The sequence below is a fragment of the Bradyrhizobium sp. DN3 genome (assembly GCF_041357655.1).
In the GTDB taxonomy this organism is placed as follows: Bacteria; Pseudomonadota; Alphaproteobacteria; order Rhizobiales; family Xanthobacteraceae; genus Bradyrhizobium.
In genome coordinates this window covers 54962-80000 of record NZ_JAULLN010000022.1, presented here as the reverse complement: position 1 = coordinate 80000, position 25039 = coordinate 54962, and the positions used below count along the sequence as shown (strand labels likewise).

Sequence of the window (25039 nt, the reverse complement as noted above, 5' to 3'; positions counted from 1 at the left end):
CTTAGGCTTGGAGGGTGGTCCCCCCGTGTTCAGACAGGATTGCACGTGTCCCGCCTTACTCGTGGATACATCATCGCATTGCTCGTACGGGGCTATCACCCTCTGAGGCCCAGCTTTCCTGACTGGTTCCGATTGTCTTTGATGTATCACTGGCCTGGTCCGCGTTCGCTCGCCACTACTAACGGAGTCTCTGTTGATGTCCTTTCCTCCAGGTACTTAGATGTTTCAGTTCCCTGGGTTTGCTTGAAACCTCCTATGTATTCAGAAGTCTCATACCTTCTCTTGATAACCGGAAATCCAAAACCTCGCGGTCATGGTCCCGATCATTTCTGGTCGAACCCCAACACACAAGGTCTTGGAGTTCCGGCTATCGAAGGTGGGTTTCCCCATTCGGAAATCCGCGGATCAAAGCTTCTTCGCAGCTCCCCACGGCTTATCGCAGCGTAGCACGTCCTTCATCGCCTCTCAGCGCCAAGGCATCCACCGAACACCCTTAAGGCACTTGATTGCTCTCATTATCAATGTCCACACACTCGGCAGAATGTTGTCTGTACGATTGCCTTGCGGCGCGCACCCTCGATGAATGCTACGTACAGCCGGACATTGACTAGAAAGACCAGCTTGCTTCGTAAGATCGTTCCGATAGCGAGGCGGTCAAGCTTCGCTAAAAGGATCATTTTACAACTCGCAGCCAACCTTGCGGTCAGACGCGAGCGCCGAAAATGATCCGGAGATAATGAAGGCTCGCGCAACGATATGCTGCACGACCCAACTCGGATCGATCTCCTCTTTACGATGTCAGAAAACACGCAGTTCACTGTCTATCCAGACTAGTGAATGCGAAGTGATGTTTCGCGGACGACGGTGCAAGATCTCGGTGATCAAACCATCTGGTGGAGCCAGACGGGATCGAACCGACGACCTCATGCTTGCAAAGCACGCGCTCTCCCAGCTGAGCTATGGCCCCGTAACCAGAAGACGAAGCGCCTCTCTAAGTCCGGCGTCGCCCTTCGGGCTATGCCGGACACGCTTCGCTTCATCGTCTTGCATGGCAGCGCCACGCAAAGCCAACGGCGAAGCGTGGTGGGCCTGGGAAGACTTGAACTTCCGACCTCACGCTTATCAAGCGCGCGCTCTAACCAACTGAGCTACAAGCCCCTAACGCTATCCTTATCAGGACTAGGGTCTTGCGTGCATGCATCCGCGACCAGCGCAGATGCAATCGCACAGCGCAGCCCCGGCGCGTGTTCGTCCGCGAAGAAAGAGAAACGAAGACGGCGAAATCCCGCCAATGCAGCTCAACGATCTGGCGATCTGTTGGCCACTGATGTTTCTAAAACGATCCGATAGTGAGCGTGAGCTCGCTGAAGGATCATCCTTAGAAAGGAGGTGATCCAGCCGCAGGTTCCCCTACGGCTACCTTGTTACGACTTCACCCCAGTCGCTGACCCTACCGTGGCCGGCTGCCTCCCTTGCGGGTTAGCGCACCGTCTTCAGGTAAAGCCAACTCCCATGGTGTGACGGGCGGTGTGTACAAGGCCCGGGAACGTATTCACCGTGGCGTGCTGATCCACGATTACTAGCGATTCCAACTTCATGGGCTCGAGTTGCAGAGCCCAATCCGAACTGAGACGGCTTTTTGAGATTTGCTAGGACTTGCGTCTTCGCATCCCATTGTCACCGCCATTGTAGCACGTGTGTAGCCCAGCCCGTAAGGGCCATGAGGACTTGACGTCATCCCCACCTTCCTCGCGGCTTATCACCGGCAGTCTCCTTAGAGTGCTCATCTAAATGGTAGCAACTAAGGACGGGGGTTGCGCTCGTTGCGGGACTTAACCCAACATCTCACGACACGAGCTGACGACAGCCATGCAGCACCTGTGTTCCAGGCTCCGAAGAGAAGGTCACATCTCTGCGACCGGTCCTGGACATGTCAAGGGCTGGTAAGGTTCTGCGCGTTGCGTCGAATTAAACCACATGCTCCACCGCTTGTGCGGGCCCCCGTCAATTCCTTTGAGTTTTAATCTTGCGACCGTACTCCCCAGGCGGAATGCTTAAAGCGTTAGCTGCGCCACTAGTGAGTAAACCCACTAACGGCTGGCATTCATCGTTTACGGCGTGGACTACCAGGGTATCTAATCCTGTTTGCTCCCCACGCTTTCGTGCCTCAGCGTCAGTATCGGGCCAGTGAGCCGCCTTCGCCACTGGTGTTCTTGCGAATATCTACGAATTTCACCTCTACACTCGCAGTTCCACTCACCTCTCCCGAACTCAAGATCTTCAGTATCAAAGGCAGTTCTGGAGTTGAGCTCCAGGATTTCACCCCTGACTTAAAGACCCGCCTACGCACCCTTTACGCCCAGTGATTCCGAGCAACGCTAGCCCCCTTCGTATTACCGCGGCTGCTGGCACGAAGTTAGCCGGGGCTTATTCTTGCGGTACCGTCATTATCTTCCCGCACAAAAGAGCTTTACAACCCTAGGGCCTTCATCACTCACGCGGCATGGCTGGATCAGGGTTGCCCCCATTGTCCAATATTCCCCACTGCTGCCTCCCGTAGGAGTTTGGGCCGTGTCTCAGTCCCAATGTGGCTGATCATCCTCTCAGACCAGCTACTGATCGTCGCCTTGGTGAGCCATTACCTCACCAACTAGCTAATCAGACGCGGGCCGATCTTTCGGCGATAAATCTTTCCCCGTAAGGGCTTATCCGGTATTAGCACAAGTTTCCCTGTGTTGTTCCGAACCAAAAGGTACGTTCCCACGCGTTACTCACCCGTCTGCCGCTGACGTATTGCTACGCCCGCTCGACTTGCATGTGTTAAGCCTGCCGCCAGCGTTCGCTCTGAGCCAGGATCAAACTCTCAAGTTGGACTTGAACTTTGAACCGGCTGATCACAACGTTTGACGAGGTCCCACCATACTCGCGAAGCGATTCACATCGCTTGCGAACTGACCTCAATGAAGAGGCCATGGTGTTACCTTTGAAACGTGTACCGCCGAAGTCTTTCGTCCGGTCTCGATCAGAAAAGCCGAAGCTTTTCAGAAGCGAGACCCGCAAGGACTCCGCCGTCCACGTTTCTCTTTCTTCATCTTCACTTGTCAAACAGCCCGGGACCGTGGAGGCCCCAACCTTCCTGGGAGGAAGGGTTCCGACACCCTTACCGACGATAAATGAACTCCAATCGACTAGCGTCGATTGTTGTGTCACTCAACAAGGTGAGGAGCATCAGTGGCGCGTTCGCTCGCCTCGGTCAGTGACCCGGCGGCGCCGCGCTCAGTGGTTGGGGTTATAGGCCCCACCTTCCGGGCTGTCAACGCCCATCGTCAACAAATCGTCGCACAGTGGATTGGCTGAAAAATTCACGCGATTTCAGTTAGTTAGAAGGGCGTGGGGCGCACGGACGGAGACCGCGCGGAGAAAAAACTGAAAAAAAGTTTGCGCCCCTGCGGGCTCCGGAGGGGGCTTTTGGGGGGCACTTGGGAGGGGACTTGGGAGGGGACTTGGGAGGGGACTTGGGAGGGCACTTGGGAGGGGACTTGGGAGGCGGTTTGGGAGTGATTTGGGAGGCTGCTTGGGAAGTGGCTTGGGGCGCCCTTCCGAGGCGGCCTCCCGCGCCCGTTCCTTCAGGAAACTTTTTCCATATTTGGCGCCGTACTTGAGCCACAATCCCGCGGCGTTCTGATAAGAGACAAGCTTGAATCGCGGGGATGCCAGTGGGGGCTGCCGGCGGTTTTCATGGGGGTCAGAGGAAGGCGATCTTGCAGATGACGCGGCCTTCTTCCGGCGTTCGAGAGACATCGAGAGACCTTTTTCCGTTTAGCTGTTCGTAATTTCGGCCGGCCCGTCATCGGGGCCTTCTGACCGCGAACGCCTATTCGGGCTGCCCTTTTCCTGCGATACGCCTCGAAGAGGGCGACCGGGAAGAGGCTCGAGGCGGGGCTTTTGGGTCGTTGAATTGGGGGACTTGGGTTGAACCACAGGACATCACGCGGCGCTTACGGGCGTGAGACCGGGATCATCGATCTCGGCCACGAGCCGCCGCTGTCCGTCGATGGTTCTGAGGCCGCCGTCATCGATCGCCGTCGTGTCTCGGTACAATGGTTCAGCGGTACAATTCTGACCGGACTCTGCGGCGCGGCCCTGATCGGCGGCGCCGTTTTCGCGTCACTCGACGGCGAGATGACCTTCGCCAAGGTGCCGGAGCGGGTCGAAGGCGCGCTGCGCGGTACATTCGGCGCAGCCGATCGCGCCGCCTCGCTGCACAAGAGCGACCGGCTGCCGCCACCGAGCGAATCCACGGCTTCGCGCAACATCGTCCGCGTCTCCACGGTCGCCCGCGTCGGCAACCGCGACGTGATGCGGGTGCGCCCCTTCGTCCGCATCGCCGGCAATCTGTCGATGACGACGAGCGATCTGTCGGCGAAGATCCCGCCATTCAACGCCCAGCGCCTGCTCACCGACGTCGGCTCCGATAAGACCGCCTCCGACGATCCGAACAATCCGGAAGCGGTCGAGCCCGACGCCGAGGTCTCCTTCGTCACCAAGGACCTGTCGCCGGTGCTGCCGAAGGCCAAGATTTCCGCGGTGGTGGCACTCGACGACATCCTGATGCGGGTCCGCGATGCCGCCAATTGGCGCGGCAATGGCGGGGTGCGCTACGCCTCGCTCGCCAATGCCACCGCCGACGTCTCCGGCGCGACCGGAGCGTCCGACATGAAGATGGCCTACGCCACCGAAGTGTCGTCGGCCGATCCCTATGCCGGCTTCGAGACGCGCGTGGTGCCGGAAAACGTCACGCTGCTGCCCAAGACCAAGGAGCAGATCACCGGCGGCAATCCCAACGGCGAACGCGTCCACATGGTCAAGAAGGGCGACAGCGTCGCTGGCGTGCTGCGCGATCTCGGCGCCACCGCCGACGAGATCAAGGCGATCACCGCAACGCTCGGTCCGCGCGGCCGCGACGGCGGCCTGAAGGAAGGCGAGAAGCTCCGCATCCTGATGGCGCCCGCCAGCCCCGGCGCCCGCCTGCAGCCTTATCGCGTGGTGGTTGCAAACGACACCATGGTCGAGTCGATCGCGGCGCTGTCCGATCTCGGCAAATACGTCGCGGTCGACGTCTCCAGCATGAACACCGTCGCCGACGCTACGGCCAGCGCCAACAGCGACGACGATGACGACGATGACGGCTCCGGCGTGCGGCTCTACCAGAGCATCTACGAGACCGCGATGCGCAACAAGGTGCCGATGCCCGTCATCGACGACATGATCAAGATCTATTCCTACGACGTCGATTTCCAGCGCAAGGTGCAGCCGGGCGATTCCTTCGACGTGTTCTACGCCGGCGAAGACGAGGGCGTGACCGCGAGCGAGAAGAACGAGGTGCTGTTCGCTTCGCTGACCGTCGGCGGCGAGACCAAGAAATACTACCGCTACCAGAGCCCCGACGACGGCGTCGTCGACTACTATGACGAGACCGGCAAGAGCGCGAAGAAGTTCCTGGTCAGGAAGCCCGTTAACAACGCCATCATGCGCTCCGGCTTCGGCGGCCGCCGCCATCCGATTCTCGGCTATGTGAAGATGCACACCGGCGTCGACTGGGCCACCGCCTACGGCACGCCGATCTTCGCCTCCGGCAACGGCATGATCGAGAAGGCCGGCCCCGAGGGCGGCTACGGCAAGTATATCCGCATCAAGCATTCCAACGGCTACGAGACCGCCTACGGCCACATGTCGGCCTTCGCCAAGGGCATGGAAGTCGGCAAGAAGGTGCGGCAGGGCCAGGTGATCGGCTTCGTCGGCTCATCGGGCCTGTCGACCGGCCCGCACGTCCACTACGAGATCCTGGTCAACGGCCGCTTCGTCGATCCGATGCGCGTGAAGCTGCCGCGCGGCCGGTCGCTGGAGGGCCCGATGCTGGCGAGCTTCGAGAAGGAGCGCGACCGGCTCGATGGCATGATGAGTGGCCGAGGCGGCGCCATCGCGCGCATGTCGGACGCAACGGGCGGGCCGCTGCAGGTCATCAACCGCTAAGCCAGCTGAGTGGACTTCGTGGCGAGGCGGCTTGCCGCGTCACATCAGGCGCCGCGCGTTCCATTCCTTCATTCAATTTCGCTGGAACCACAAGGAACACGCCGGATGGTGGCCCGGTTGTTTTCGCATGAGGGGGCGGAGCTAATGGAGGATGTCATGGAGAATTGGACGAACGCAAAATGGTGCGACGTCGCGAACCTGATCCTCGGCGCATTCCTGTTCTTCTCGCCCTGGATATTCGGATTCGATGCCGGAGTAGCCTCTCAGAACGCGTATGTCGCGGGCATTGTCATTGCGATCCTGGCCATCGCGGCGCTCGCAGCCTTCGCTGTGTGGGAGGAGTGGCTTAACCTGATTGTCGGCCTGTGGACGCTTATTGCGCCTTGGGTGCTCGGGTTCCAGGGCGCCAAGACAGCAATGACGGTGCACGTTGTGGTCGGTATCCTGGTGGCTGTGCTTGCTGCGGTCGAACTCTGGATGATGTCCCAGAACCCGCCGCGGCTGACGACAAGCCGGTAGCAGGCGAAGCCCCGTCCGCACCACGGCGCGGGCGGGGCCATTATGGAGATATACTTCCGCCGTATCCGGCAATCAGGCGCCGGAGAGCTACGGCAGTGCCCACGCCCGCACGATCACGAAGACGATCCCGATCGCCGTCAGGCCGAACGAGACGGCCGCCAGCGGCAACAGGACGTCGATCGCGGCATGCGAGCCGCGAAGTTTTGCACCCCAGACCTTGAATTCGCCGGCCTCCCAGTCGTGCAGTGATGTCGGCCCCAGATGCGGCTCGTACGGCATCCGATACCTCCTCCAGAGCCGCGAAAGGGCCCAGGGCAGCAGGATCGCGACTACGAACAGCAACGTGACGAGGCCGAGGGAAAGACTGATGTCACTGCTGCGGTCAAACAGCACCCAGGCCATGAAAGCGAACCATACGACAAGGCCCACCGCTGCCCCGTAGATCTTGGGATGAAGCTCGTCAAAGACACGATGATTGTGGGCGACAAGATCTTGTTTCATGGCAAATATCCTGCGCTGCTCTGGGGCAACCCCAGTCCACCGCACCAGTTTCATCAAATCGAAGGGTTCCGGCGCCCCTCGTCGGGCTGGGACGATGGAACTGTTGGACGCCCAATCGCGATTGCCGCGCGGCCACTTGCTGGAAGGCCCGATACGCAAATCTCGAAAGACCGCGGCGGGCTCGAAGCGATGATGAGCGGCCGCAACGGCGCCATCATCCGGATATCGAATGCGAGTTGGATGCGACGCGAGTGCTGTGTCTCTGACGTCTGATTCACTCAAATGTCATTCCGGGACGTTCATTCCGGGCGCAACTAAGGCGTGAGCTATGATGCGCAATTGCGCATCAGAGAATCCATTTACCCGTACTCTGTGGCCCAATGGATTCCGGGCTCCCTCGCCCCGCTCGGGCCCGGAATGAAGGAATGAACTGTCGGAATCACAACACCAGTGAAATGAAGTCGCTTCAGTGCGTCACAACGTCAAGTTTCGTTTGCCAAAGCCGTGCGATGGGCGAATACTTTCCGAAAAATGGGAGGTCTCGCCATGAAGAACAGGCTCGCTTGCGCAGCTCTGATTGGTGCAATTTTTTCCATCACGAGCGCATCGGCCGAGACATTGCCGGCAACCTGGGAGGTCACCAAACTCGTCCCGGGCTCCGCATTCCACGGCGTACATGGGCTCGGCATCGACAAGGCCGGCCATCTGTTCGCCGGCAGCGTCGCGGGCGCCGCGCTCTACGAGGTCGACATCGCGGGCGGTACCGCCAAGGTTGCAATCCCCGCTCCGATCGGAATGGCCGACGACATCGCGTTCGCGCCCGACGGCACCATGGCCTGGACCGGCTTCCTCGCCGGCGATCTCTATGCGCGCAAGGGCGACGGCCCGATCAAGAAGCTTGCTTCCGGTCTTCCCGGCATCAACTCGCTCGCGTTCCGCAAGGACGGCAGGCTCTACGCCACCACCGTCTTCCTCGGCGACACGCTCTACGAGATCGACGTCGAGGGCGTCAAACCGCCCCGCCAGATCATGGAGAAGATGGGCGGCCTCAACGGCTTCGAGTTCGGCCCCGACGACAAGCTCTACGGTCCGCTCTGGTTCAAGGGACAGGTCGCCAAAGTCGATGTCGACAAGGCCGAGCTGACCGTCGTCGCCGACGGCTTCAAGGTCCCGGCCGCGGTGAACTTCGATTCCAAGGGCAACCTGTTTGTGGTCGACACCGCGCTCGGCCAGCTCGTCCGCGTCGATCCCAAATCGGGCACCAAGACCATGGTCGCGCAACTGAAGCCGTCGCTGGACAATCTCGCGATCGACGACAAGGACCGCATCTACGTCTCCAACATGGCCGACAACGGCATCCAGGAGGTCGATCCGACGACCGGCCAGGCGAAGCAGATCATCATCGGCAAGCTGGCCCTGCCCGGCGGCATTGGCGTCACCTCGGAGAACGGCAAGGATACGATCCATGTCGCCGACGTATTTGCCTATCGCACGGTGGACGGTGCCACCGGCGAGGTCACCGAGAAGGCGCGCATGCACGCCGCCGGCGTCACCCTCGAATATCCGATGAGCGCGACGGCGAAGGGCAACGAGGTGGTGCTGTCGAGCTGGTTCACCGGCACGGTGCAGGTGATCGACGGCAAGACCGGCGCAACGCGCGACATGCTGCACGGCTTCAAGGCCCCGCATGACGCGATCGTGCTCGCGGACGGCAGCATTCTGGTGGCCGAGCTCGGCACCAAATCGCTGGTCAAGGTGAGCGGCGAGCATGGCAAGGATCGCGCCACGCTGATCGGCGATCTCGAGGGACCGGTGGGTCTCGTCGGCGGATCCGCTGGCGAGGTCTACGTCACCGAAGCTCTCTCCGGCGTGGTCTCCCGGATCGACCAGAACGGCGCAAAGACCGTGCTCGCCAAGGAGCTGAAAATGCCCGAAGGCATCGCGCGCGCCAGCGACGGCAAGCTGATCGTGGCGGAAGTCGGCGCCAAACGATTGATCGAGATCGCGCCGGAGACCGGCAAGGTGACCGAGATCGCGGCCAATCTCCCGATCGGCCTGACGGGCGCGCCGGGCGGCCTGCCGACGCATATCCCGACAGGCGTCGCGATCGGCGCGAGCGGCGTCATCTACTTCAGCTCGGACGTGGAGAACGCGATCTACAAGGCGGTGAGGAAGTAACATCCGCCCGAGAAGACCTGACCGCGGAACCCATGCGCGGGTTCCCGGTTAGACGCTGACGGAAGCCGACCAGCAGGAGGATCGCCCATGACGCGCCTCTCACGCGACGATGTCATCAAGGTCGTGGACCGGGCCGACGACGTCACCATCGCCCAGATCATCGGAACCGGCGCGACCGTCGAGGAACTCGCCGAAGCCCAGGCCTGGCTCGCCAATGACGAGCCGATGATCAATGACTTGCGCCCGCTAGCACAGGGACGGGTGCGCGAGCTGGTGGATATTTTGTCGGAGCTGGAAGAGGAAGAGGACGCGACCGATCCAAACGCCACGTCCGCGGCTGGCTAGGCTGTTTCCCCAGAATCGCGGCAGGCGTGAAGCGCCGACGCGAAGGCCGCATTGCTCACAAAGTAGTCGAAGGTGTGCGGCGACGCAACATATCGCAAGGCCAACTAGAAGCGGAAAGTCGAGGCCGGCCAAGCCTTCGCTCGCTTGGCCCGTGTCGGGTGTCCCCGATCGGCCCCAGTGTTTACCTCATGGACCACAATCAGATCGCGTCCACAACAACGTCCACGTTGTTGACATTCTGACCGGCCGCCTGTTGCCGCCGAACCGCTGCCTGAATTTTTACCGGTGCAAATGATGCCCGCGCCTGCCGCTATCCTGCAATTGCTTCGCTTCTCTACGAGTTCGTGCTGCATGTGCTGGCGACTTCTGAAAATCCGATGCGACAATCATGCAACTCGGACACTAGTTTATTTTCTCTCTAATTCTGAAGGACTTGATGAGATTTCCACACAGCGTAACCAGAGATAGAAAAACGCAGAGACATCGGCTAAGTTGGATCGCGAGGAAGAACAACGTGGGCGGGCGGCAGTATTTTGGCCTACGCTTCCTCGTGCGGATTGGGGAATATTGAGGGCGCAAGCCACTCGCTTTGCTTTTCGGACTGCTCGTTAGTGCGATGATTGCTGTTGCGTGCGGGGGCACAAGATGCGTTCATTATTTCGGCTTGTTATCTGCGTGGCGATTGGTGGGCTGATTGCAGGGTGCAACCTCTCGGATAGCAATTATTTTCGACAAGGCATCGGCACCGACGTCTATTCTTCTGAACTTCCAAATGCCACCGCTCTCAATGACACTTATGTTGCGCTCATTTGCCGGCAGGCCGGTTTGGCCAATGAGGGGGAGACTTGCGACACCCCTCTGCTCGGACGGTCGTGGGCGACGTTCGTCCAAGCCGGAATGAACGATATCGACCGGCGCTGTGATGCGTACCTCGCCTGGCTCGATGATAGAAAGCGCTCACAGACGCCGGTCCTCAACGAACTCCACGCGCTAAGCGCGGCATCAATCGGAGTAATGAACGCAACCGGTGTCGGCGTGAACCCGATTACGATCGTCGGGCTTGCCTTTGGATTGGCGGCCGACACGTTCACAAATGTCCAATCCCGCCTTGTTCTGGAAGCCAATCATTCGACCGTGCAAGCGGTCGTGCTGGACAATCAGAGCCAGTATCGCCGCGAAGTCATCGACAAGGTGGTCGATAACAAGCCCGCCGCAATTTATCTGCTGCGCGGATACCTACGCATCTGCATGCCGTTCTCAATCGAGACGAGCATCAACAATACGCTGACGGTCTATCATCGCAGCGGAGCGAGTGCTCTGGTTCAGCAACCGGGCGTCTTTCAGAGGCCTGCTTTGATTCCTACGGCCTCGCAGGCGTTCCGGCAGTCCATTCCGGCCAGCCCCACCACTCAGTTGCCAGGTGTGGCTGGACAGCCCGGTCCCAAGCCGGAGGGGATGGTTATTGGATGGCAAACGGACGCCGAAAAGATGCCCATTTCCGTCGGCCGGCGGATCCAAGGAAACCTATGCATTGCGAGCTCCAGCGGCAATTTCGATAAAAACACGCAGGAAGGCGCAGACACTCGGGAAGCTATTCGTCAGGCCAAAATAGCTGCGAACATGAGCAGGGTGGCCAAAACGGCACCTGAGCTCTTCAAGCCGGTCAGCAACCAGATCGGCACAAACGACGAAGCCCAGATTTTTCTCAATGCACAACACTGCGAATCCGACCGCTCAGGTACTGATCGCGCGTACGCAACGGCATTCGAGAAGTTCCGCTTTGCCGACGACGTTGCCATCAAAGCCTTGCAACAGACGCTCGCGAAGTGCGATCCGGCCGTCACGCCGACCGGGATATTCGACAAGGCAACGCGGGACGGCATCTCAAAGGCAACGGGCCGGAAGGGCTCGACTGTCCCGAAGACCGATCGGCTCAACGACAAAGCATACGAATGGGTTAGCGGGATCTGCATTTAAGATTCGCTCGTCAATCGCACTTGGGCTCCCAGAGGCAGATTATGACCGAAGTGAAGAAAGTTACGCAGCCACAGTTCTTGCGGAGCGTACCGAAGCTGCAGCCATTCACCTTTATTCCCAGCGATAGCGGCGGGAACCTTCAAGTCGATATCGGCGAGACGGTGAACGTCGGCGCAAAGCCGGATGTCGACGAGACCGTCGATGGAAGAGCGCTGAAATGGATATTTGTCGAAGCCACCACAGGTCAGCAAATCGATAAGCGAAAAGGCTTCGTTCTGGATGAGTTTCTGGCACCGGCAGATACCGACGTTCCCACCTCGGACGGATTCGAGCCCTTCTCCACGCAGGTTAACAGGGAAGACTACGCAAACACCTGCTATTTGCAGGCGGCGTTGAATGGCACGAATCCGGCTTACCTGTATGCGTTGGCATTCGCGTCCAGCGGCGACCAATGGAGCGCCACCGTTGTCAAAACCGACGATCCCCCCGGTGCTCTTGCCTTTGGGGTGTATCGCTTCTCGAAGAAAGCCTGGCAGCAACAGACGACCCAGCCGGAAGCGGAAGGCATAGAGCCCGACGACATCAAGTTTCCGGACGTTCAATGCATCATGGCGGCAATTCTCGCCGCCAAGTCGGCTGAGCTGCTGAAAGGCAAAATCACGGACCGCCCATTAACTGCCGTCGATCTCATGCTCGCGTTTCTTTGTAACGACACAGCCGGTTTTGGCTCGGAAGCGGCAGTGACAATCCTCCAGGCCGACAAGACGAAGCAGGCGGCGACCGTGCTCACGGCGATCTATCCGGATCCATCCGAACGAGCCGCATTCTTCAAGCGCAATGCACACATCTTCAAGGACAACGGCTCAGCCACCATCGACGAGGCGCTGACGGAGTGCGCGAGCCGGCTTGCCGCGGGTTTTGCCGAAGCCGACAAAATTGCTGACGACTCCGACTCAGACGTATTTGGCGACAGCATCCCCTCGATGCCGACAGACCCAATTCCGGACGGCAGCGGTGCCGGTTCAACGACCGGCAATACCGGTTCAGCCACTGGTACAGGCCATGGAGGCGTCACCGTCGCCAGCGTCGCCAATGGCATCGATCGCACGCAGTTTCTGAGCGAACTCAACAGCAACCCTGCACTCATCAAGAAGTCTGCAAACATGGTGAAGGGGGAGGTCGGCTGGGGCGCTCCGCACAACACCAAGCTTGTCCAGCTCGAAACGGCGTTCAACCGTGCCATGGCGCGCGGGCATTCCCTCGCACGGGCTTTGCTATCGACATCGGAAGACAGGCGACGCGGTTATTACCAGGGCGGCGCGAACGGGACCTATTCGCGCCCGGTCACCAGCGCAGAATTCGATGACTTCAAGAAGACTCTTCTGCAGGAACTCCTCGCCGGTTCGAACAAGTCGGAAGAATTGCTGGGCTTTATTGCCACCGGCAACGCCTCACCTCCGACGTCCACCGCACAGTTCGCCAGCGGCACGCGAGGCGGAAACCTTCCGACAGCGCTTCCCAACCATCCGGAGAGCTATTTCGATGAGGGTCCCCACACACATCCGTTCAAACGGTTTCAGGGCGGCGAAGCCGTCGTGGTCCCGAGCGGGCCATCGTCGGGGCCATCCGGTCCGTCGCTGCACGGTGAGCCGCCCGAACACATGGACGGCGACACAGAGGGCCGCGGCCCTTCGGGAGGCAAGTTCAATGTGAAAGCAGGTTCGCCGCTGTCTCCGCAAAGCGACCGCCAGACAGTCACGTTCAGCAATGGCCAAACTGTGGTGGTCAATAAGGCGGTCGCCGAACAATTCCGCGGATTTTTCAATGATCTCATCAAGTTCCATGCGCCCGTGCGTGGCGTTTTTGGATTCGGAATGCGCGGGAACCCTTCAGAACATCCGATCGGATTCGCGACCGATTGGAATCAACAAAGCCGCAACAAGGTTACGGCCGATGTGCAGCAGTGGATCGACAGCCATCGTGACTTGCTCAGAAAGCTCGAGCGGCGCTGGGGCATCAGCGGCGGCGAGAACTGGCACAATCCGGATACGGGCCACTTCTCCATCGAGCGCATTTTTGGCGACCAGCATTTGCAAGCAGCAAAGGCGGCGAGCGCAAGAGACTAGTCACTCCTTCACGGGTCCAACGATCCGGTCGATAATATAGAGGTTGCCGATCTGCCGTGCGACGTGCCCCGAGAACGTGCAATGCTCATCTGTGCAAAATTGATCGAGCTGTGATCTCGCCTTGCTGTTGAGGGGTATCTCGCATGCTGTCAATTTCCCATCGTTGATGTCCAGCGACACGACAACACGGACCCGCATCCCGAAGCGGTAGCCATTGCAGTAAATCTCGCGCGCGAGCGCGGGTGCCGAGAAGGCGAACAAACAAACCGAAGCAAGCAGGGCCTTACGCATTTGCTGTCCTTTCCTTGAAGGGAATATAGCGGCGTTGACGCATTCACACACCTGGAAGGCCAACCATTGTCCAGACTTTGTTGTCATGCGCGTGCAATGAGAGAAACATGACGAAAATAAATCGCCCCGGAGAGAACGACCTCTCCGGGGCGAGTTTATTTGGCGATGAGCGCCGCCGATCAGTTCAGCTTACGCTTCGCCACCGGCGCCTCGAACTGGGCGATCTCGGCGGTCTGCGGCGCCTTGCCGTTGAAGGTCAGCACGTTGCCTTCGGACGAGATCGCAACGCTGTCGCCGTCCCTGACGTCGCCGGCGAGGATCATCTCGGCGAGCGGGTCCTGGAGGTGGCGCTGGATCACGCGCTTGAGCGGCCGTGCGCCGTAGGCGGGATCCCAGCCCTTGGCCGCGAGCCAGTCGCGCCCTGCGGCATCGAGCGTCAGTACGATCTTGCGATCGGTGAGCAGCTTCTGCAGCCGCGCGAACTGGATCTCGACGATCCGGCCCATCTCGCTCTTCTGCAAGCGGTGGAACAGGATGATCTCGTCGACGCGGTTGAGGAATTCGGGGCGGAAATGCCCACGCACCATCCCCATCACCTGCTCGCGCACGGCCGAGGTGTCCTCGCCCTCCGGCTGGTTCACCAAAAATTCCGAACCGAGGTTCGAGGTCATGATGATCAGCGTGTTGCGGAAATCGACGGTGCGGCCCTGGCCATCGGTCAGGCGGCCGTCGTCGAGCACCTGCAACAGGACGTTGAAGACGTCAGGATGCGCCTTCTCGATCTCGTCGAACAGCACCACCTGGTAGGGCCGGCGCCGCACCGCTTCGGTGAGCGCGCCGCCCTCGTCATAGCCGACATAGCCCGGAGGCGCGCCGATCAGACGCGAGACCGAGTGCTTCTCCATGTATTCGGACATGTCGAGGCGGACCATCGCGGTCTCGTCGTTGAACAGATACTCCGCCAGCGCCTTGGTCAGCTCGGTCTTGCCGACGCCGGTCGGCCCCAAGAACATGAACGAGCCGGTCGGCCGGTTCGGGTCTTGCAGGCCTGCACGCGAGCGGCGCACGGCGGTTGCGACCGCACGCACGGCTTCGGCCTGGCCGACGACGCGCTTGCCGAGTTGCTCCTCCATCTTCAGGAGCTTCTCCTTCTCGCCTTCCAGCATCTTGTCGACGGGCACGCCGGTCCAGCGCGAGACCACCTGCGCGATGTGGTTGGCGGTAACAGCCTCCTCCATCATCTCGCCGGCGTTCTCCTTGGCCTCGATATCCGCAAGCTTCTTCTCGAGCTCCGGGATCCTTCCATAGGCCAGTTCGCCGGCCTTCTGGAATTCGCCGCGCCGCTGGGCGTTGGCCAGCTCGACACGCAAGCCGTCGAGTTCGGCCTTCAGCTTCTGGGCATCGGAGAGCTTGCTTTTCTCTGCGCTCCAGCGCGCCGTCAGCGCCGCAGACTTCTCCTCGAGCTCGGCAAGATCCTTCTCCAGCGTCTGGAGCCGGGTCTTGGAGCCGGGATCGCTTTCCTTCTTCAGCGCCTCCTGCTCGATCTTGAGCCGGATGATCTCGCGATCCAGCGAATCCAGCTCTTCCGGCTTGGAATCGACCTGCATCTTCAGCCGCGCCGCGGCCTCATCCATGAGGTCGATCGCCTTGTCGGGCAGGAAGCGGTCGGTGATGTAGCGATTGGACAAGGTCGCGGAGGCCACAAGCGCGGAATCGGAGATCCGCACGCCATGGTGCTGCTCGTACTTGTCCTTCAGCCCGCGCAGGATCGAGATGGTATCCTCGACCGACGGCTCGCTGACGAAGATCGGCTGGAAGCGCCGTGCCAGCGCCGCGTCCTTCTCGACGTGCTTCTGGTACTCGTCGAGCGTGGTCGCGCCGATGCAGTGCAGCTCGCCGCGGGCGAGCGCCGGCTTGAGCAGGTTGGAGGCGTCCATCGCGCCGTCACCCTTGCCGGCGCCGATCAGCGTGTGCATCTCGTCAATGAACAGGATGTAGGTGCCCTCGCTCGCGGTGACCTCCTGAAGCACGGCCTTGAGGCGCTCCTCGAACTCGCCGCGATATTTTGCGCCGGCAATCAGCGCACCGAGGTCGAGCGAGAGCAGCTTCTTGTCCTTGAGGCTCTCCGGCACGTCGCCATTGACGATGCGCAGCGCGAGGCCCTCGGCGATGGCGGTCTTGCCGACGCCGGGCTCACCGATCAGGACAGGGTTGTTCTTGGTCCGGCGCGACAGCACCTGGATGGTGCGGCGGATCTCCTCGTCGCGGCCGATGACCGGGTCGAGCTTGCCGTCGCGCGCCGCCTGGGTCAGGTCGCGGGCATATTTCTTCAGCGCGTCATAGGCGTTCTCGGCTGTCGCGGAGTCCGCGGTGCGGCCCTTGCGCAGCGCCTCGATCGCCGCATTGAGATTTTGCGGGGTGACACCGCCCTTGTTGAGGATCGTGCCGGCCTCGCTGGTCTTCTCCAGCGCAAGACCGAGCAGCAGCCGCTCGACCGTGACAAAGCTGTCGCCGGCCTTCTCGCCGGCCTTTTCGGCCGCGTCGAAGGTGCGGGCGAGCTCGGGCGCCAGATAAATCTGACCGGCGCCGCCGCCGGAGACCTTCGGCACCTTGCTCAGGGCGTCCTCGGTCGCCTTCAGGATGGCACGGGAATTGCCGCCGGCTCGGTCGATCAGACCGGAAGCCAGCCCCTCAGTGTCGTCCAGCAGGACCTTCAGCATGTGCAGGGAGGAGAACTGCTGGTGCCCCTCGCGCATCGCAAGCGACTGCGCGGACTGGATGAAGCCCCTGGAGCGTTCGGTGTACTTCTCGATATTCATGTCTTTTCTATCCCTCGGCCTGCCCCTGGGGCCCTCTAAGGCACCCCAAATGGCATCTTCACTGGGTTTCCGATTACCGCATTGACGTTTCTCAACCGGTAACGAGTCTCTTTTGCCGGCGTGGCCGCCGGCCTGAGGCAAATGTGGGAAGCGGGTTGCGGATGCGAAAGAGGCGAGTTCACAATTTCGTGCGCTCATGGGCCGCTTGGCGCGGGCCTGTCGAATCCCCTAAGTAGCGGCATGACAGCCAGCCGCACCGCCGAGATTACCGGCCTCTACCGCTACCCGATCAAGGGCCTGACCCCGGAACGCCTGACCCGCGTCGCCTTGCGGAGCGGCCAGACCCTGCCCGCCGACCGCCGCTATGCCATCGAGAACGGGCCGAGCGGGTTCGACCCGGAGGCGCCGCAGTGGAAGCCGAAAATCCAGTTTCTGATGCTGGCGCGCAATGAGCGGCTGGCGTCCCTCGACAGTCGGTTCGACGATGCGACCAACCGCCTGACCATCCGCAAGGACGGCCAGATCGTCGCCAGCGGCGATCTCGAGACCGCTGCCGGCCGCGCCGCCATCGAGCGCTATTTCAGCGAGAACTTTCAGCCGGAGCTGAAGGGACCGCCGAAGGTCCTGTCCGGCCGCGACCACAGCTTTTCCGACGTCGCCCGCAAGGTCGTGTCCATCATCAATCTCGACAGCGTCCGCGCCATCGAGACCATGCTGGGCGGCGCCGCGGTCCACCCCCTGCGCTTCCGCGCCAATCTCTACCTGAAGGGCTGGCCGGCCTGGTCGGAGCTCGACCTCGTCGGTCAGACGCTTGCGATCGGTGATGCCCGGCTGAAGGTGGTCAAGCGCATCGTCCGCTGCCCGGCCACCAATGTCGACCCTGTCACCGCAAAGCGCGATCTCGAAATCCCGCCCACGCTCTCGCGCAATCTCGGCCACATGGACTGCGGCATCTATGCCGAGGTGATCGAAGGCGGCGAGATCGGCGTCGGCGATGCGGTCGCGGTGGAAGAGCCGAAGCTGGTGTAAGCCGACATCGGCTCAACGCACTCCGTCATTGCGAGGAGCCCGCGACAAAATTGCGAAGCAATTTTGCGCTGGCGACGAAGCAATCCAGACTATTTCCGCGGTGGGATTCTGGATTGCTTCGCTTCGCTCGCAATGACAGACCGTTAATTCGGCATCACATACGCATAGATCCGGCCGCGCGAGACCGGCGCCTCGCGGACGCGGTTGCCGTTGTTGCCGGAGATCATGATCGGATTTCCCTTGGCATCGACGCCGGTGATGATGCCGACATGGCCGCCCCGGCCGCCGCGCGACATCACCGCGATGGCGCCGACCTGCGGACCGGAGACGCGCGTGCCGTAGCGCGCGAACGAATTCGCCATGTCGGAGCCGGTGCCCTGATGCCCGGTGTGCTGCAGCACCATGTTCATGAAACGCGCGCACCACAGGCTGCCACGTCCGGTCGGATTGCCGCCGAGATAGCGGCGCGCCTCGGACACGAGGCCCGATCCGCCGCCGAAGCCGCCGCTGCTCATCGCGCTATTGGCCATGCCGCCGCTATTGGCGTTCGGATCATAGTTCGCCTGGGTGTTGGCGAATCCACTCGCCTGCAACTGCGCCGCGCTGCGCTCGAAGCGCGAGCTGCGTGCATGGTGGCGGTAGTGATGATGTCTGGCGTGATGCACGTAAACGTGCCGCTCTGCGCTATGACGATGATGTGGCCGCGCTGAGGCCGGAGAAACGAACACGGCGACCGCCGCGAAGAAGAGCGCCAGCGCGACAACACAACGCGACAGGCGATACGCAAACAACTCAAACATTCTTCATCCTTGACTGACACCCCCACTTCCCGCCGGCCCGTGCGGCGGCCGACATCCGAAAGGCCGTTAAGCCGCCCGATGTGGCGAGAAAAAGACGCCGCGTCGGCGAATAGCTGCGATGATCTTGCGTCAATACTCATCTGATGTTGCCGCATTGCGGACAACAGCATTAACTGCGATCCTCCAAATGCGGCTTGAACAGAGGGAAACGGTTAATGCCCCACGCCACGACCAGGGACGACGTCCGCATCTATTTCGAGGAGGCGGGCCAGGGATCGCCGATCATTTTTCTGCACGAGTTTGCGGCTGACTACACCAATTGGGAGCCGCAGATGCGCTACTTCTCGCGCGGTCATCGCTGCATCACTTACTCTGCGCGCGGCTACACGCCCTCGGACGTGCCCGATGGCGAGGTCTATACCTACACGCATTTCTACACCGATGCGCTCGCGGTGCTCGATCATCTCGGGATCGAGCGCGCGCATCTCGTCGGCCTGTCGATGGGTGCCTACTCGTCGCTCCAGATCGGGCTCAACGCGCCGCAGCGCGCATTGTCGATGACGCTGGCCGGCGTCGGCTCCGGCTCCGAAATCGAGAATCTCGATGCCTGGCGCAATCAGTGCCGCGCCAATGCCGAGCAGTTCGAGACATCAGGTTCCGCGGAAGTCGCAAAGGTCACGCGCGAGGCGCCGAGCCGGATTCCCTTCCTGGTGAAGGATCCGCGCGGCCACGCCGATTTCTACGCCGCGCTGGCACGGCACGATGCCAGCGGCTCGGCGCGCACGATGCGCGGCTTCCAGGGTGGCCGTCCCTCGATCTACACGATGACGGACGCGATCAAGCGCGCCTCAACGCCGGCGCTGATCATCTGCGGCGACGAGGACGACCCGTGCGTCGGCCCGAGCCTGTTCTTGAAGAAGTACCTTCCGGCGGCCGGGCTCGCGATGTTTCCGAAGTCAGGCCACGTGCTCAATCTCGAAGAACCCGCGCTGTTCAACGAGAGCGTGGAGCGGTTTGTGATGCTGGTGGAAGCGGGCCGCTGGCCGGTGCGCGATCCGCGGTCGGTGGCGCACTAGAACGAAGGCGTCGCCACACACGCCGTCATTGCGAGCGCAGCGAGGCAATCCAGAATCCCTCTGCGGAAAGACTCTGGATTGCTTCGCTTCGCTCGCAATGACGAAAAGCTACTTTCCCTGCCCGCGGCTCAGCAAGAACACGCCCTGCTCGCCGAACATATTCCACACCCACCACGGCAGGTTCAGCGGCACCGGGCGGCCGTAGAGGTCGAGCGCCACCGAACGCTCCATCTTGACGTTGATCTCGTCGCAGAGCTCGACGAAATCCTTGATGGTGCAGAAATGAATGTTGGCGGTGTCGTACCAGGTCGCCGGCAGGTTCTCGGTGCGCGGCATGTGGCCGCCGATCAGGAGTTGGAGCCGCATCTTCCAGAAGCCGAAATTCGGGAACGAGACGATGGCGCGGCGGCCGATGCGCAGCAGATTTTCCAGCACCACCCGCGGCTGCCGCGTCGCCTGCAGCGTCTGCGACAGGATCACGTAGTCGAAGGCATCGTCGGGATAGTTGACGAGGTCGGTGTCGGCGTCGCCCTGCACCACCGCAAGCCCCTTGGCGACGCAGCGGTTGACGCCCTCGCGCGACAGCTCGATGCCGCGACCGTCGATGCCGCGCGTTTCCAGCAGCTGGAGCAGATCGCCCTCGCCGCAGCCGACGTCGAGCACCTTCGAGCCCGGCTTGACCATCTCGGCCACGAGCCGATGGTCGGCGCGAAACTGACCGGACGGCCCGGCCGCAACGCCATTCAACGGCAGCACTTCCTGTACCGACATCTTAGCCACCTTTGCCGTCGAGACCGCGTGCCTTGCCTGCCGATTGCAGGAAGGCACGCGAGATGTCGAAGAATTCGGGCACGTCGAGCAGGAAGGCGTCGTGACCGCGATCGGTCTCGATCTCGGCGAACGACACCCGAGCACTCGACGCGTTCAGCGCGTGCACCAGCGCGCGCGATTCCGAGGTCGGGAACAGCCAGTCGCTGGTGAAGGAGACCACGCAGAAGCGGGTCTTGATGCCGGCGAACGCCTTCGCCAGCACGCCGCCATGATCGGCGGCGATGTCGAAATAATCCATCGCGCGTGTCAGATACAGATACGAGTTGGCGTCGAAGCGCTCGACAAAGGACGAGCCCTGGTAGCGCAGATAGGACTCGACCTGGAAGTCGGCATCGAACGAGAAGGTCGGCAGCTCACGGTCCTGCATGCGGCGGCCGAACTTGCGATGCAGCGCGGCGTCGGAGAGATAGGTGATGTGCGCCGCCATGCGTGCCACCGCGAGGCCGCGATGCGGATGGATGCCGCGGTCGGCATAGCCGCCATTGTGCCAGTCGGGATCGGCCATCACGGCCTGGCGGCCGAGCTCGTGGAACGCGATGTTCTGCGCCGAGTGCCGCGTCGAGCAAGCAATCGCCAGTGCGGAGTACACGCGAGCAGGATAGGCCGCGGTCCATTGCAGCACCTGCATGCCACCCATCGACCCGCCCACGACCGCGAACAGCGTGTCGATGCCGAGCCGGTCGATCAGCATCGCCTGCGCGCGCACCATGTCGGGAATGGTGATGACAGGGAAATCGAGGCCCCAGACCTTGCCCGTGGCGGGATTGATCGATGCCGGCCCGGTCGAGCCCATGCAGCCGCCGATCACGTTGGAGCAGATGATGAAGTAGTGCTTGGGATCAATGGGTCGACCGGGGCCGACCAGCGTCTCCCACCAGCCGGGCTTGCCGGTGACGGGATGCACATTGGCGACATGCTGGTCGCCGGTCAGCGCATGGCAGATCAGAACGGCGTTGGAGCGATCGGCGTTCAATTCGCCATAGGTCTGGTAGGCGATCTGGAACGGCGACAGATCGATGCCGCAATCGAGCCGTAGCGGTTGATCGGCGCCGAAATACATAACCTGCGAACTCGGATGATCGACCTCGTGCGACCGATCATCGGTGCTGATCGCAGGACTCGGTATCGACTTGACGCTACCCATTTTGACCATCGACCTCGTTTGCGATCGGACTTCAGACCGCAGTGACATCAGGCCATGAAAAACCCGGCCTGAACGATAGGTTCGGCCGGGATCGGAAGCGTCCCCGGCCTGTTTAGCGAGTTTTTTAACGTGGCTGCAAGCCGGCCGGCTCAAATGACCACGGAACAGGCAAAAACTACCGTCTGGGGCGGTTTTCGTCAAGTCGCGGCCCGGATCAACCGGATTTGCCTCCGAGCGGTCGATCGAAAAGGCCGTCATTTCTCTTTGCTTTCGCTGCCTATCCTGCCTAATCAGGATAGACCGCAGCTGACCGCTTTTGCGGATCGGCACCTCTCAACAGCTCTTTGTCAGTCATGTCCCAACGTCCGCCCGCGCCACCATCGCTTCAGGAATTGCGCAAGGAGATCGACGCGATCGACGAGGGCATGCATCGCCTCCTGATGCAGCGCGGCGACATCATCGACCGTCTAATCCAGGTGAAGCAGACCCAGGAAGTCGGCTCGGCGTTCCGCCCGGCGCGTGAGGCCGCCATGATGCGTGACCTCGTGCAGCGCCATCGCGGCATCCTGCCGCTCGACACGGTCGAGAGCATCTGGCGCGTCATCATCTCGACCTTCACCTATGTGCAGGCGCCTTTCTCCGTGCATGCCGACATCTCGGTGAGCGAGCCGGCCATGCGAGATTCCGCGCGCTTTCATTTCGGCTTCACCGTGCCTTACGTCGCCCATTTCAGCGCGCAGGCCGCGGTGGAGGCGGTGGCGAAATCCAAGGGCGACCTGGCGCTCGTTTCGGCGACCTCGAGCCGCACGCCGTGGTGGCTGGAGCTGGAAGCCGACGGCGCGCCCAAGATCATCGCGCGGATGCCGTTCGTCGAGCGCGCCGACCATCCGGCCGCACTGCCGGTGTTCGCGATCTCGCGCGTCGCCGACAGCGCCCTGGTGACGGAGGTCGAGACCTTCAGCGTGCGCGTCTCCGGGTGGAACGCCGAGGTCGCGCGCGCGCTGTCGCCGCTTGCCGAGATCGTGGCAGTGCCCGATACCGCCTTCGACGGCGCGGCATTGCTGGTCTCGGTCACGAGCGCGACCAGCATCGACAAAATCAAGGCTGCCCTGATCGAGGCGGGGGCCTCGGTGCGCTCCACGGCCCTCGTCGGCAGCCACGCAACGCGCTATACGGTGCCCCCGACCGGGCCAAAATCGTAGATCGCGAACCGCCTGAAGCCACTTTTGGAGTTGAAGATGTCCCGCCCCGTGCCGAATCCCGGCATTCTCGACATTGCGCCCTACACGCCCGGCAAGAGCCCGGTGGCGGAGCCGGGCCGCAAGGTGTTCAAGCTCTCGGCCAACGAGACGCCGTTCGGACCCTCGCCCAAAGCGATCGAGGCGTTCAAGCACGTGGCGGATCACCTGGAAGACTATCCGGAAGGCACCTCACGCGTGCTGCGCGAGGCGATAGGGCGTTCCTTCGGGCTCGACCCCAACCGCATCATCTGCGGCGCCGGCTCGGACGAGATCCTCAATCTGCTCGCGCACACCTATCTCAGCCAGGGCGACGAGGCCATTTCGACCACCCACGGCTTCCTGGTCTACCCGATCGCGACGATGGCGAACGGGGCCAAGAACGTGGTCGCGCCCGAAAGCAACTTCACCGCCGACGTCGACGCCATCCTCAAGGCCGTGACACCGCGGACAAAACTGATCTGGCTCGCCAATCCCAACAACCCGACCGGCACCTATCTGCCGTTCGACGAGGTCAAGCGCCTGCGCGCTGGCCTGCCGTCGCACGTGCTGCTGGTGCTGGATGCCGCCTATTGCGACTACGTCTCGCGCAACGACTACGAGATGGGGATCGAGCTCGTCGCCACCACCGAGAACACCGTGGTGACGCACACCTTCTCCAAGATCCACGGTCTTGCGGCGCTGCGCATCGGCTGGATGTTCGGCCCGGAGCACATCATCGACGCTGTCAACCGCATCCGCGGTCCCTTCAACGTGTCGACGCCGGCAATGTATGCCGCGGTCGCCGCGATCGAGGACACCGCGCACCAGGCGATGTCGAAGCAGTTCACCGAGACCTGGCGCAATCGGCTGACCGAAGAGATCGGCAAGCTCGGGCTGAAGGTGACGCCGAGCGTCGCCAATTTCGTGCTGATCCACTTCCCTTCCGACAGGGGCAAGACCGCGGACGATGCCGACGCTTACCTCACCAAACGGGGCCTGGTGCTGCGCGCATTGAAGAACTACGGCCTGCCGCATGCGCTGCGCATGACCATCGGTACCGAGGAGGCCAACCGCCTCGTGATCGAGGCCCTGCGCGACTTCATGGCCGGCAAATGAGTGCGCAGGCGCACTTCCAGCGCGTCGCGCTGATCGGCTTCGGCCTGATCGGTGGCTCGATCGCGCGTGCGGCGAAGCTCCAGGGTTTAGCTAGCGAGATCGTCACCACCGCGCGCTCGGAGAAGACGCGCGCACGGGTCGCCGAGCTCGGCATCGTCGACCACGTCGTGGCGACCAACGCGGAAGCGGTGAAGGATGCCGATCTGATCATCCTCTGCATTCCCGTCGGCGCCTGCGGCGAGGTGGCGCGGGAGATCGCCGCGCATCTCAAGCCGGGCGCGATCATCTCCGACGTCGGCTCGGTCAAGGGCGCGGTGGTCAGGGACATGGCCCCGCATCTGCCGCAGGGCATTCATTTCGTGCCGGCGCATCCGGTCGCGGGCACCGAGCATTCGGGTCCGGATTCCGGCTTTGCCGAGCTCTTCATCAACCGCTGGTGCATCCTGACGCCGCCGGAAGGCGTCGATGCGGCTGCCACCGATCGCCTGCGCGCCTTCTGGGCGGCGATGGGTGCCAAGGTCGAGGTGATGACGCCGGATCATCATGATCTCGTGCTCGCGATCACCAGTCACCTGCCGCATCTGATCGCCTACACCATCGTCGGCACCGCCGACGAGCTGGCGCAGGTGACGGAATCGGAGGTGATCAAATTCTCCGCCGGCGGTTTTCGCGATTTCACCCGCATCGCGGCCTCCGACCCGACGATGTGGCGCGACGTCTTCCTCGCCAACAAGGAGGCCGTGCTGGAGATGCTCGGCACCTTCACCGAGGATCTCGCCAAGCTCACCCGCGCGATCCGCCGCGGCGACGGCGAAGCCCTGTTCGACCACTTCACCCGCACCCGCGCCATCCGCCGCGGCATCGTGGAGATCGGCCAGGATTCGGCCGCGCCGGATTTCGGCCGGCCCCATGCGGCGCTGAAGAAGCCGTAGCGAAACTGCTCATTCTTCGTCATTGCGAGCGTAGCGAAGCAATCCAGGATACCTCCGCGGAGACAGTCTGGATTGCTTCGCTGCGCTCGCAATGACGGGTGT

18 protein-coding genes, 2 tRNA genes, 2 rRNA genes and 1 riboswitch (1 of these 23 only partly in view) are annotated in these 25039 nt (G+C 61.8%); of the genes, 12 read left to right on the top strand and 10 right to left on the bottom strand.

Translation table 11 applies throughout. The features are described from left to right. The 4 genes from AAE027_RS28650 to AAE027_RS28635 all read right to left on the bottom strand — a co-directional run. A 23S ribosomal RNA gene (locus AAE027_RS28650) occupies positions 1–508 on the bottom strand (it extends 2338 nt beyond the left edge of the window). A 383-nt stretch (positions 509–891) separates the two neighbouring features. Further along, positions 892–967, bottom strand: a tRNA-Ala gene (locus tag AAE027_RS28645). Between the two features lie 114 nt (positions 968–1081). Beyond that, positions 1082–1158, bottom strand: a tRNA-Ile gene (locus AAE027_RS28640). Positions 1159–1382: 224 nt separating this feature from the next. Continuing rightward, positions 1383–2871, bottom strand: a 16S ribosomal RNA gene (locus tag AAE027_RS28635). The 16S and 23S rRNA genes sit together here with 2 tRNA genes alongside, the layout of an rRNA operon. 1101 nt (positions 2872–3972) lie before the next feature. Between AAE027_RS28635 and AAE027_RS28630 the strand changes: the two genes are divergently transcribed. Further along, positions 3973–6033 carry a M23 family metallopeptidase gene (locus AAE027_RS28630; protein ID WP_370990150.1) on the top strand — a complete coding sequence of 687 codons (2061 nt, stop codon included), beginning with the start codon at positions 3973–3975 and terminating at the stop codon, positions 6031–6033. Between the two features lie 156 nt (positions 6034–6189). Continuing rightward, complete coding sequence (locus AAE027_RS28625; protein WP_370990202.1) at positions 6190–6552, top strand: SPW repeat protein; 363 nt, start codon at positions 6190–6192, stop codon at positions 6550–6552. Positions 6553–6639: 87 nt separating this feature from the next. Here the strand turns inward: AAE027_RS28625 and AAE027_RS28620 are convergent, their stop codons facing one another. Next, positions 6640–6954: a hypothetical protein gene (locus AAE027_RS28620; protein ID WP_370990151.1), complete on the bottom strand. Its 315-nt coding sequence runs from the start codon at positions 6952–6954 to the stop codon at positions 6640–6642. A 48-nt stretch (positions 6955–7002) separates the two neighbouring features. Between AAE027_RS28620 and AAE027_RS28615 the strand changes: the two genes are divergently transcribed. The 5 genes from AAE027_RS28615 (at position 7003) to AAE027_RS28595 (ending at position 13679) form a co-directional block, all read left to right on the top strand. Beyond that, complete coding sequence (locus AAE027_RS28615; RefSeq protein WP_370990152.1) at positions 7003–7326, top strand: hypothetical protein; 324 nt, start codon at positions 7003–7005, stop codon at positions 7324–7326. A 273-nt stretch (positions 7327–7599) separates the two neighbouring features. Continuing rightward, complete coding sequence (locus AAE027_RS28610) at positions 7600–9231, top strand: NHL repeat-containing protein (RefSeq protein WP_370990153.1); 1632 nt, start codon at positions 7600–7602, stop codon at positions 9229–9231. Between the two features lie 87 nt (positions 9232–9318). Next, positions 9319–9576 carry a hypothetical protein gene (locus tag AAE027_RS28605; RefSeq protein WP_370990154.1) on the top strand — a complete coding sequence of 86 codons (258 nt, stop codon included), beginning with the start codon at positions 9319–9321 and terminating at the stop codon, positions 9574–9576. Positions 9577–10221: 645 nt separating this feature from the next. Next, entirely contained in the window at positions 10222–11553 is a 1332-nt protein-coding gene (locus tag AAE027_RS28600; RefSeq protein WP_370990155.1) for a hypothetical protein, read from the top strand. 41 nt (positions 11554–11594) lie between these two features. After that, positions 11595–13679 carry a hypothetical protein gene (locus tag AAE027_RS28595; protein ID WP_370990156.1) on the top strand — a complete coding sequence of 695 codons (2085 nt, stop codon included), beginning with the start codon at positions 11595–11597 and terminating at the stop codon, positions 13677–13679. Here AAE027_RS28595 and AAE027_RS28590 read toward each other — a convergent pair whose 3' ends face one another. Beyond that, complete coding sequence (locus tag AAE027_RS28590) at positions 13680–13970, bottom strand: hypothetical protein (RefSeq protein ID WP_370990157.1); 291 nt, start codon at positions 13968–13970, stop codon at positions 13680–13682. 179 nt (positions 13971–14149) lie between these two features. Then, positions 14150–16789, bottom strand: coding sequence for an ATP-dependent chaperone ClpB (gene clpB / locus AAE027_RS28585; RefSeq protein WP_370990158.1), 2640 nt, complete (start codon positions 16787–16789; stop codon positions 14150–14152). 240 nt (positions 16790–17029) lie between these two features. Between clpB and AAE027_RS28580 the strand changes: the two genes are divergently transcribed. Beyond that, a complete protein-coding gene (locus tag AAE027_RS28580; RefSeq protein ID WP_370990159.1) occupies positions 17030–17818 on the top strand; it encodes an MOSC domain-containing protein in 789 nt (262 codons plus the stop codon). A 143-nt stretch (positions 17819–17961) separates the two neighbouring features. On the opposite strand, the gene AAE027_RS28575 is transcribed toward AAE027_RS28580, so the two are convergent. After that, positions 17962–18618, bottom strand: a complete 657-nt coding sequence (locus tag AAE027_RS28575; RefSeq protein WP_370990160.1) for a TIGR02594 family protein — start codon at positions 18616–18618, stop codon at positions 17962–17964. Between the two features lie 215 nt (positions 18619–18833). Between AAE027_RS28575 and AAE027_RS28570 the strand changes: the two genes are divergently transcribed. Next, positions 18834–19694, top strand: coding sequence for an alpha/beta fold hydrolase (locus AAE027_RS28570; RefSeq protein WP_370990161.1), 861 nt, complete (start codon positions 18834–18836; stop codon positions 19692–19694). A gap of 108 nt (positions 19695–19802) precedes the next feature. On the opposite strand, the gene metW is transcribed toward AAE027_RS28570, so the two are convergent. Beyond that, positions 19803–20465, bottom strand: coding sequence for a methionine biosynthesis protein MetW (gene metW / locus AAE027_RS28565; RefSeq protein ID WP_370990162.1), 663 nt, complete (start codon positions 20463–20465; stop codon positions 19803–19805). A gap of 1 nt (position 20466) precedes the next feature. Beyond that, entirely contained in the window at positions 20467–21669 is a 1203-nt protein-coding gene (metX, locus tag AAE027_RS28560; RefSeq protein ID WP_370990163.1) for a homoserine O-acetyltransferase MetX, read from the bottom strand. 91 nt (positions 21670–21760) lie between these two features. Beyond that, positions 21761–21840: riboswitch (SAM riboswitch) on the bottom strand. Positions 21841–22022: 182 nt separating this feature from the next. Here metX and AAE027_RS28555 point away from each other — a divergent pair. The 3 genes from AAE027_RS28555 to AAE027_RS28545 are packed head-to-tail and all read left to right on the top strand — an operon-like array spanning position 22023 to position 24937. Beyond that, complete coding sequence (locus AAE027_RS28555) at positions 22023–22871, top strand: chorismate mutase (protein WP_370990164.1); 849 nt, start codon at positions 22023–22025, stop codon at positions 22869–22871. Positions 22872–22907: 36 nt separating this feature from the next. Beyond that, entirely contained in the window at positions 22908–24005 is a 1098-nt protein-coding gene (hisC, locus tag AAE027_RS28550) for a histidinol-phosphate transaminase (protein WP_370990165.1), read from the top strand. After that, positions 24002–24937 (top strand): prephenate/arogenate dehydrogenase family protein, encoded by a 936-nt coding sequence (locus AAE027_RS28545; protein ID WP_370990166.1) that lies wholly within the window; start codon positions 24002–24004, stop codon positions 24935–24937. The genes hisC and AAE027_RS28545 overlap by 4 nt, the downstream gene beginning before the upstream one ends. Positions 24938–25039: the final 102 nt, after the last annotated feature.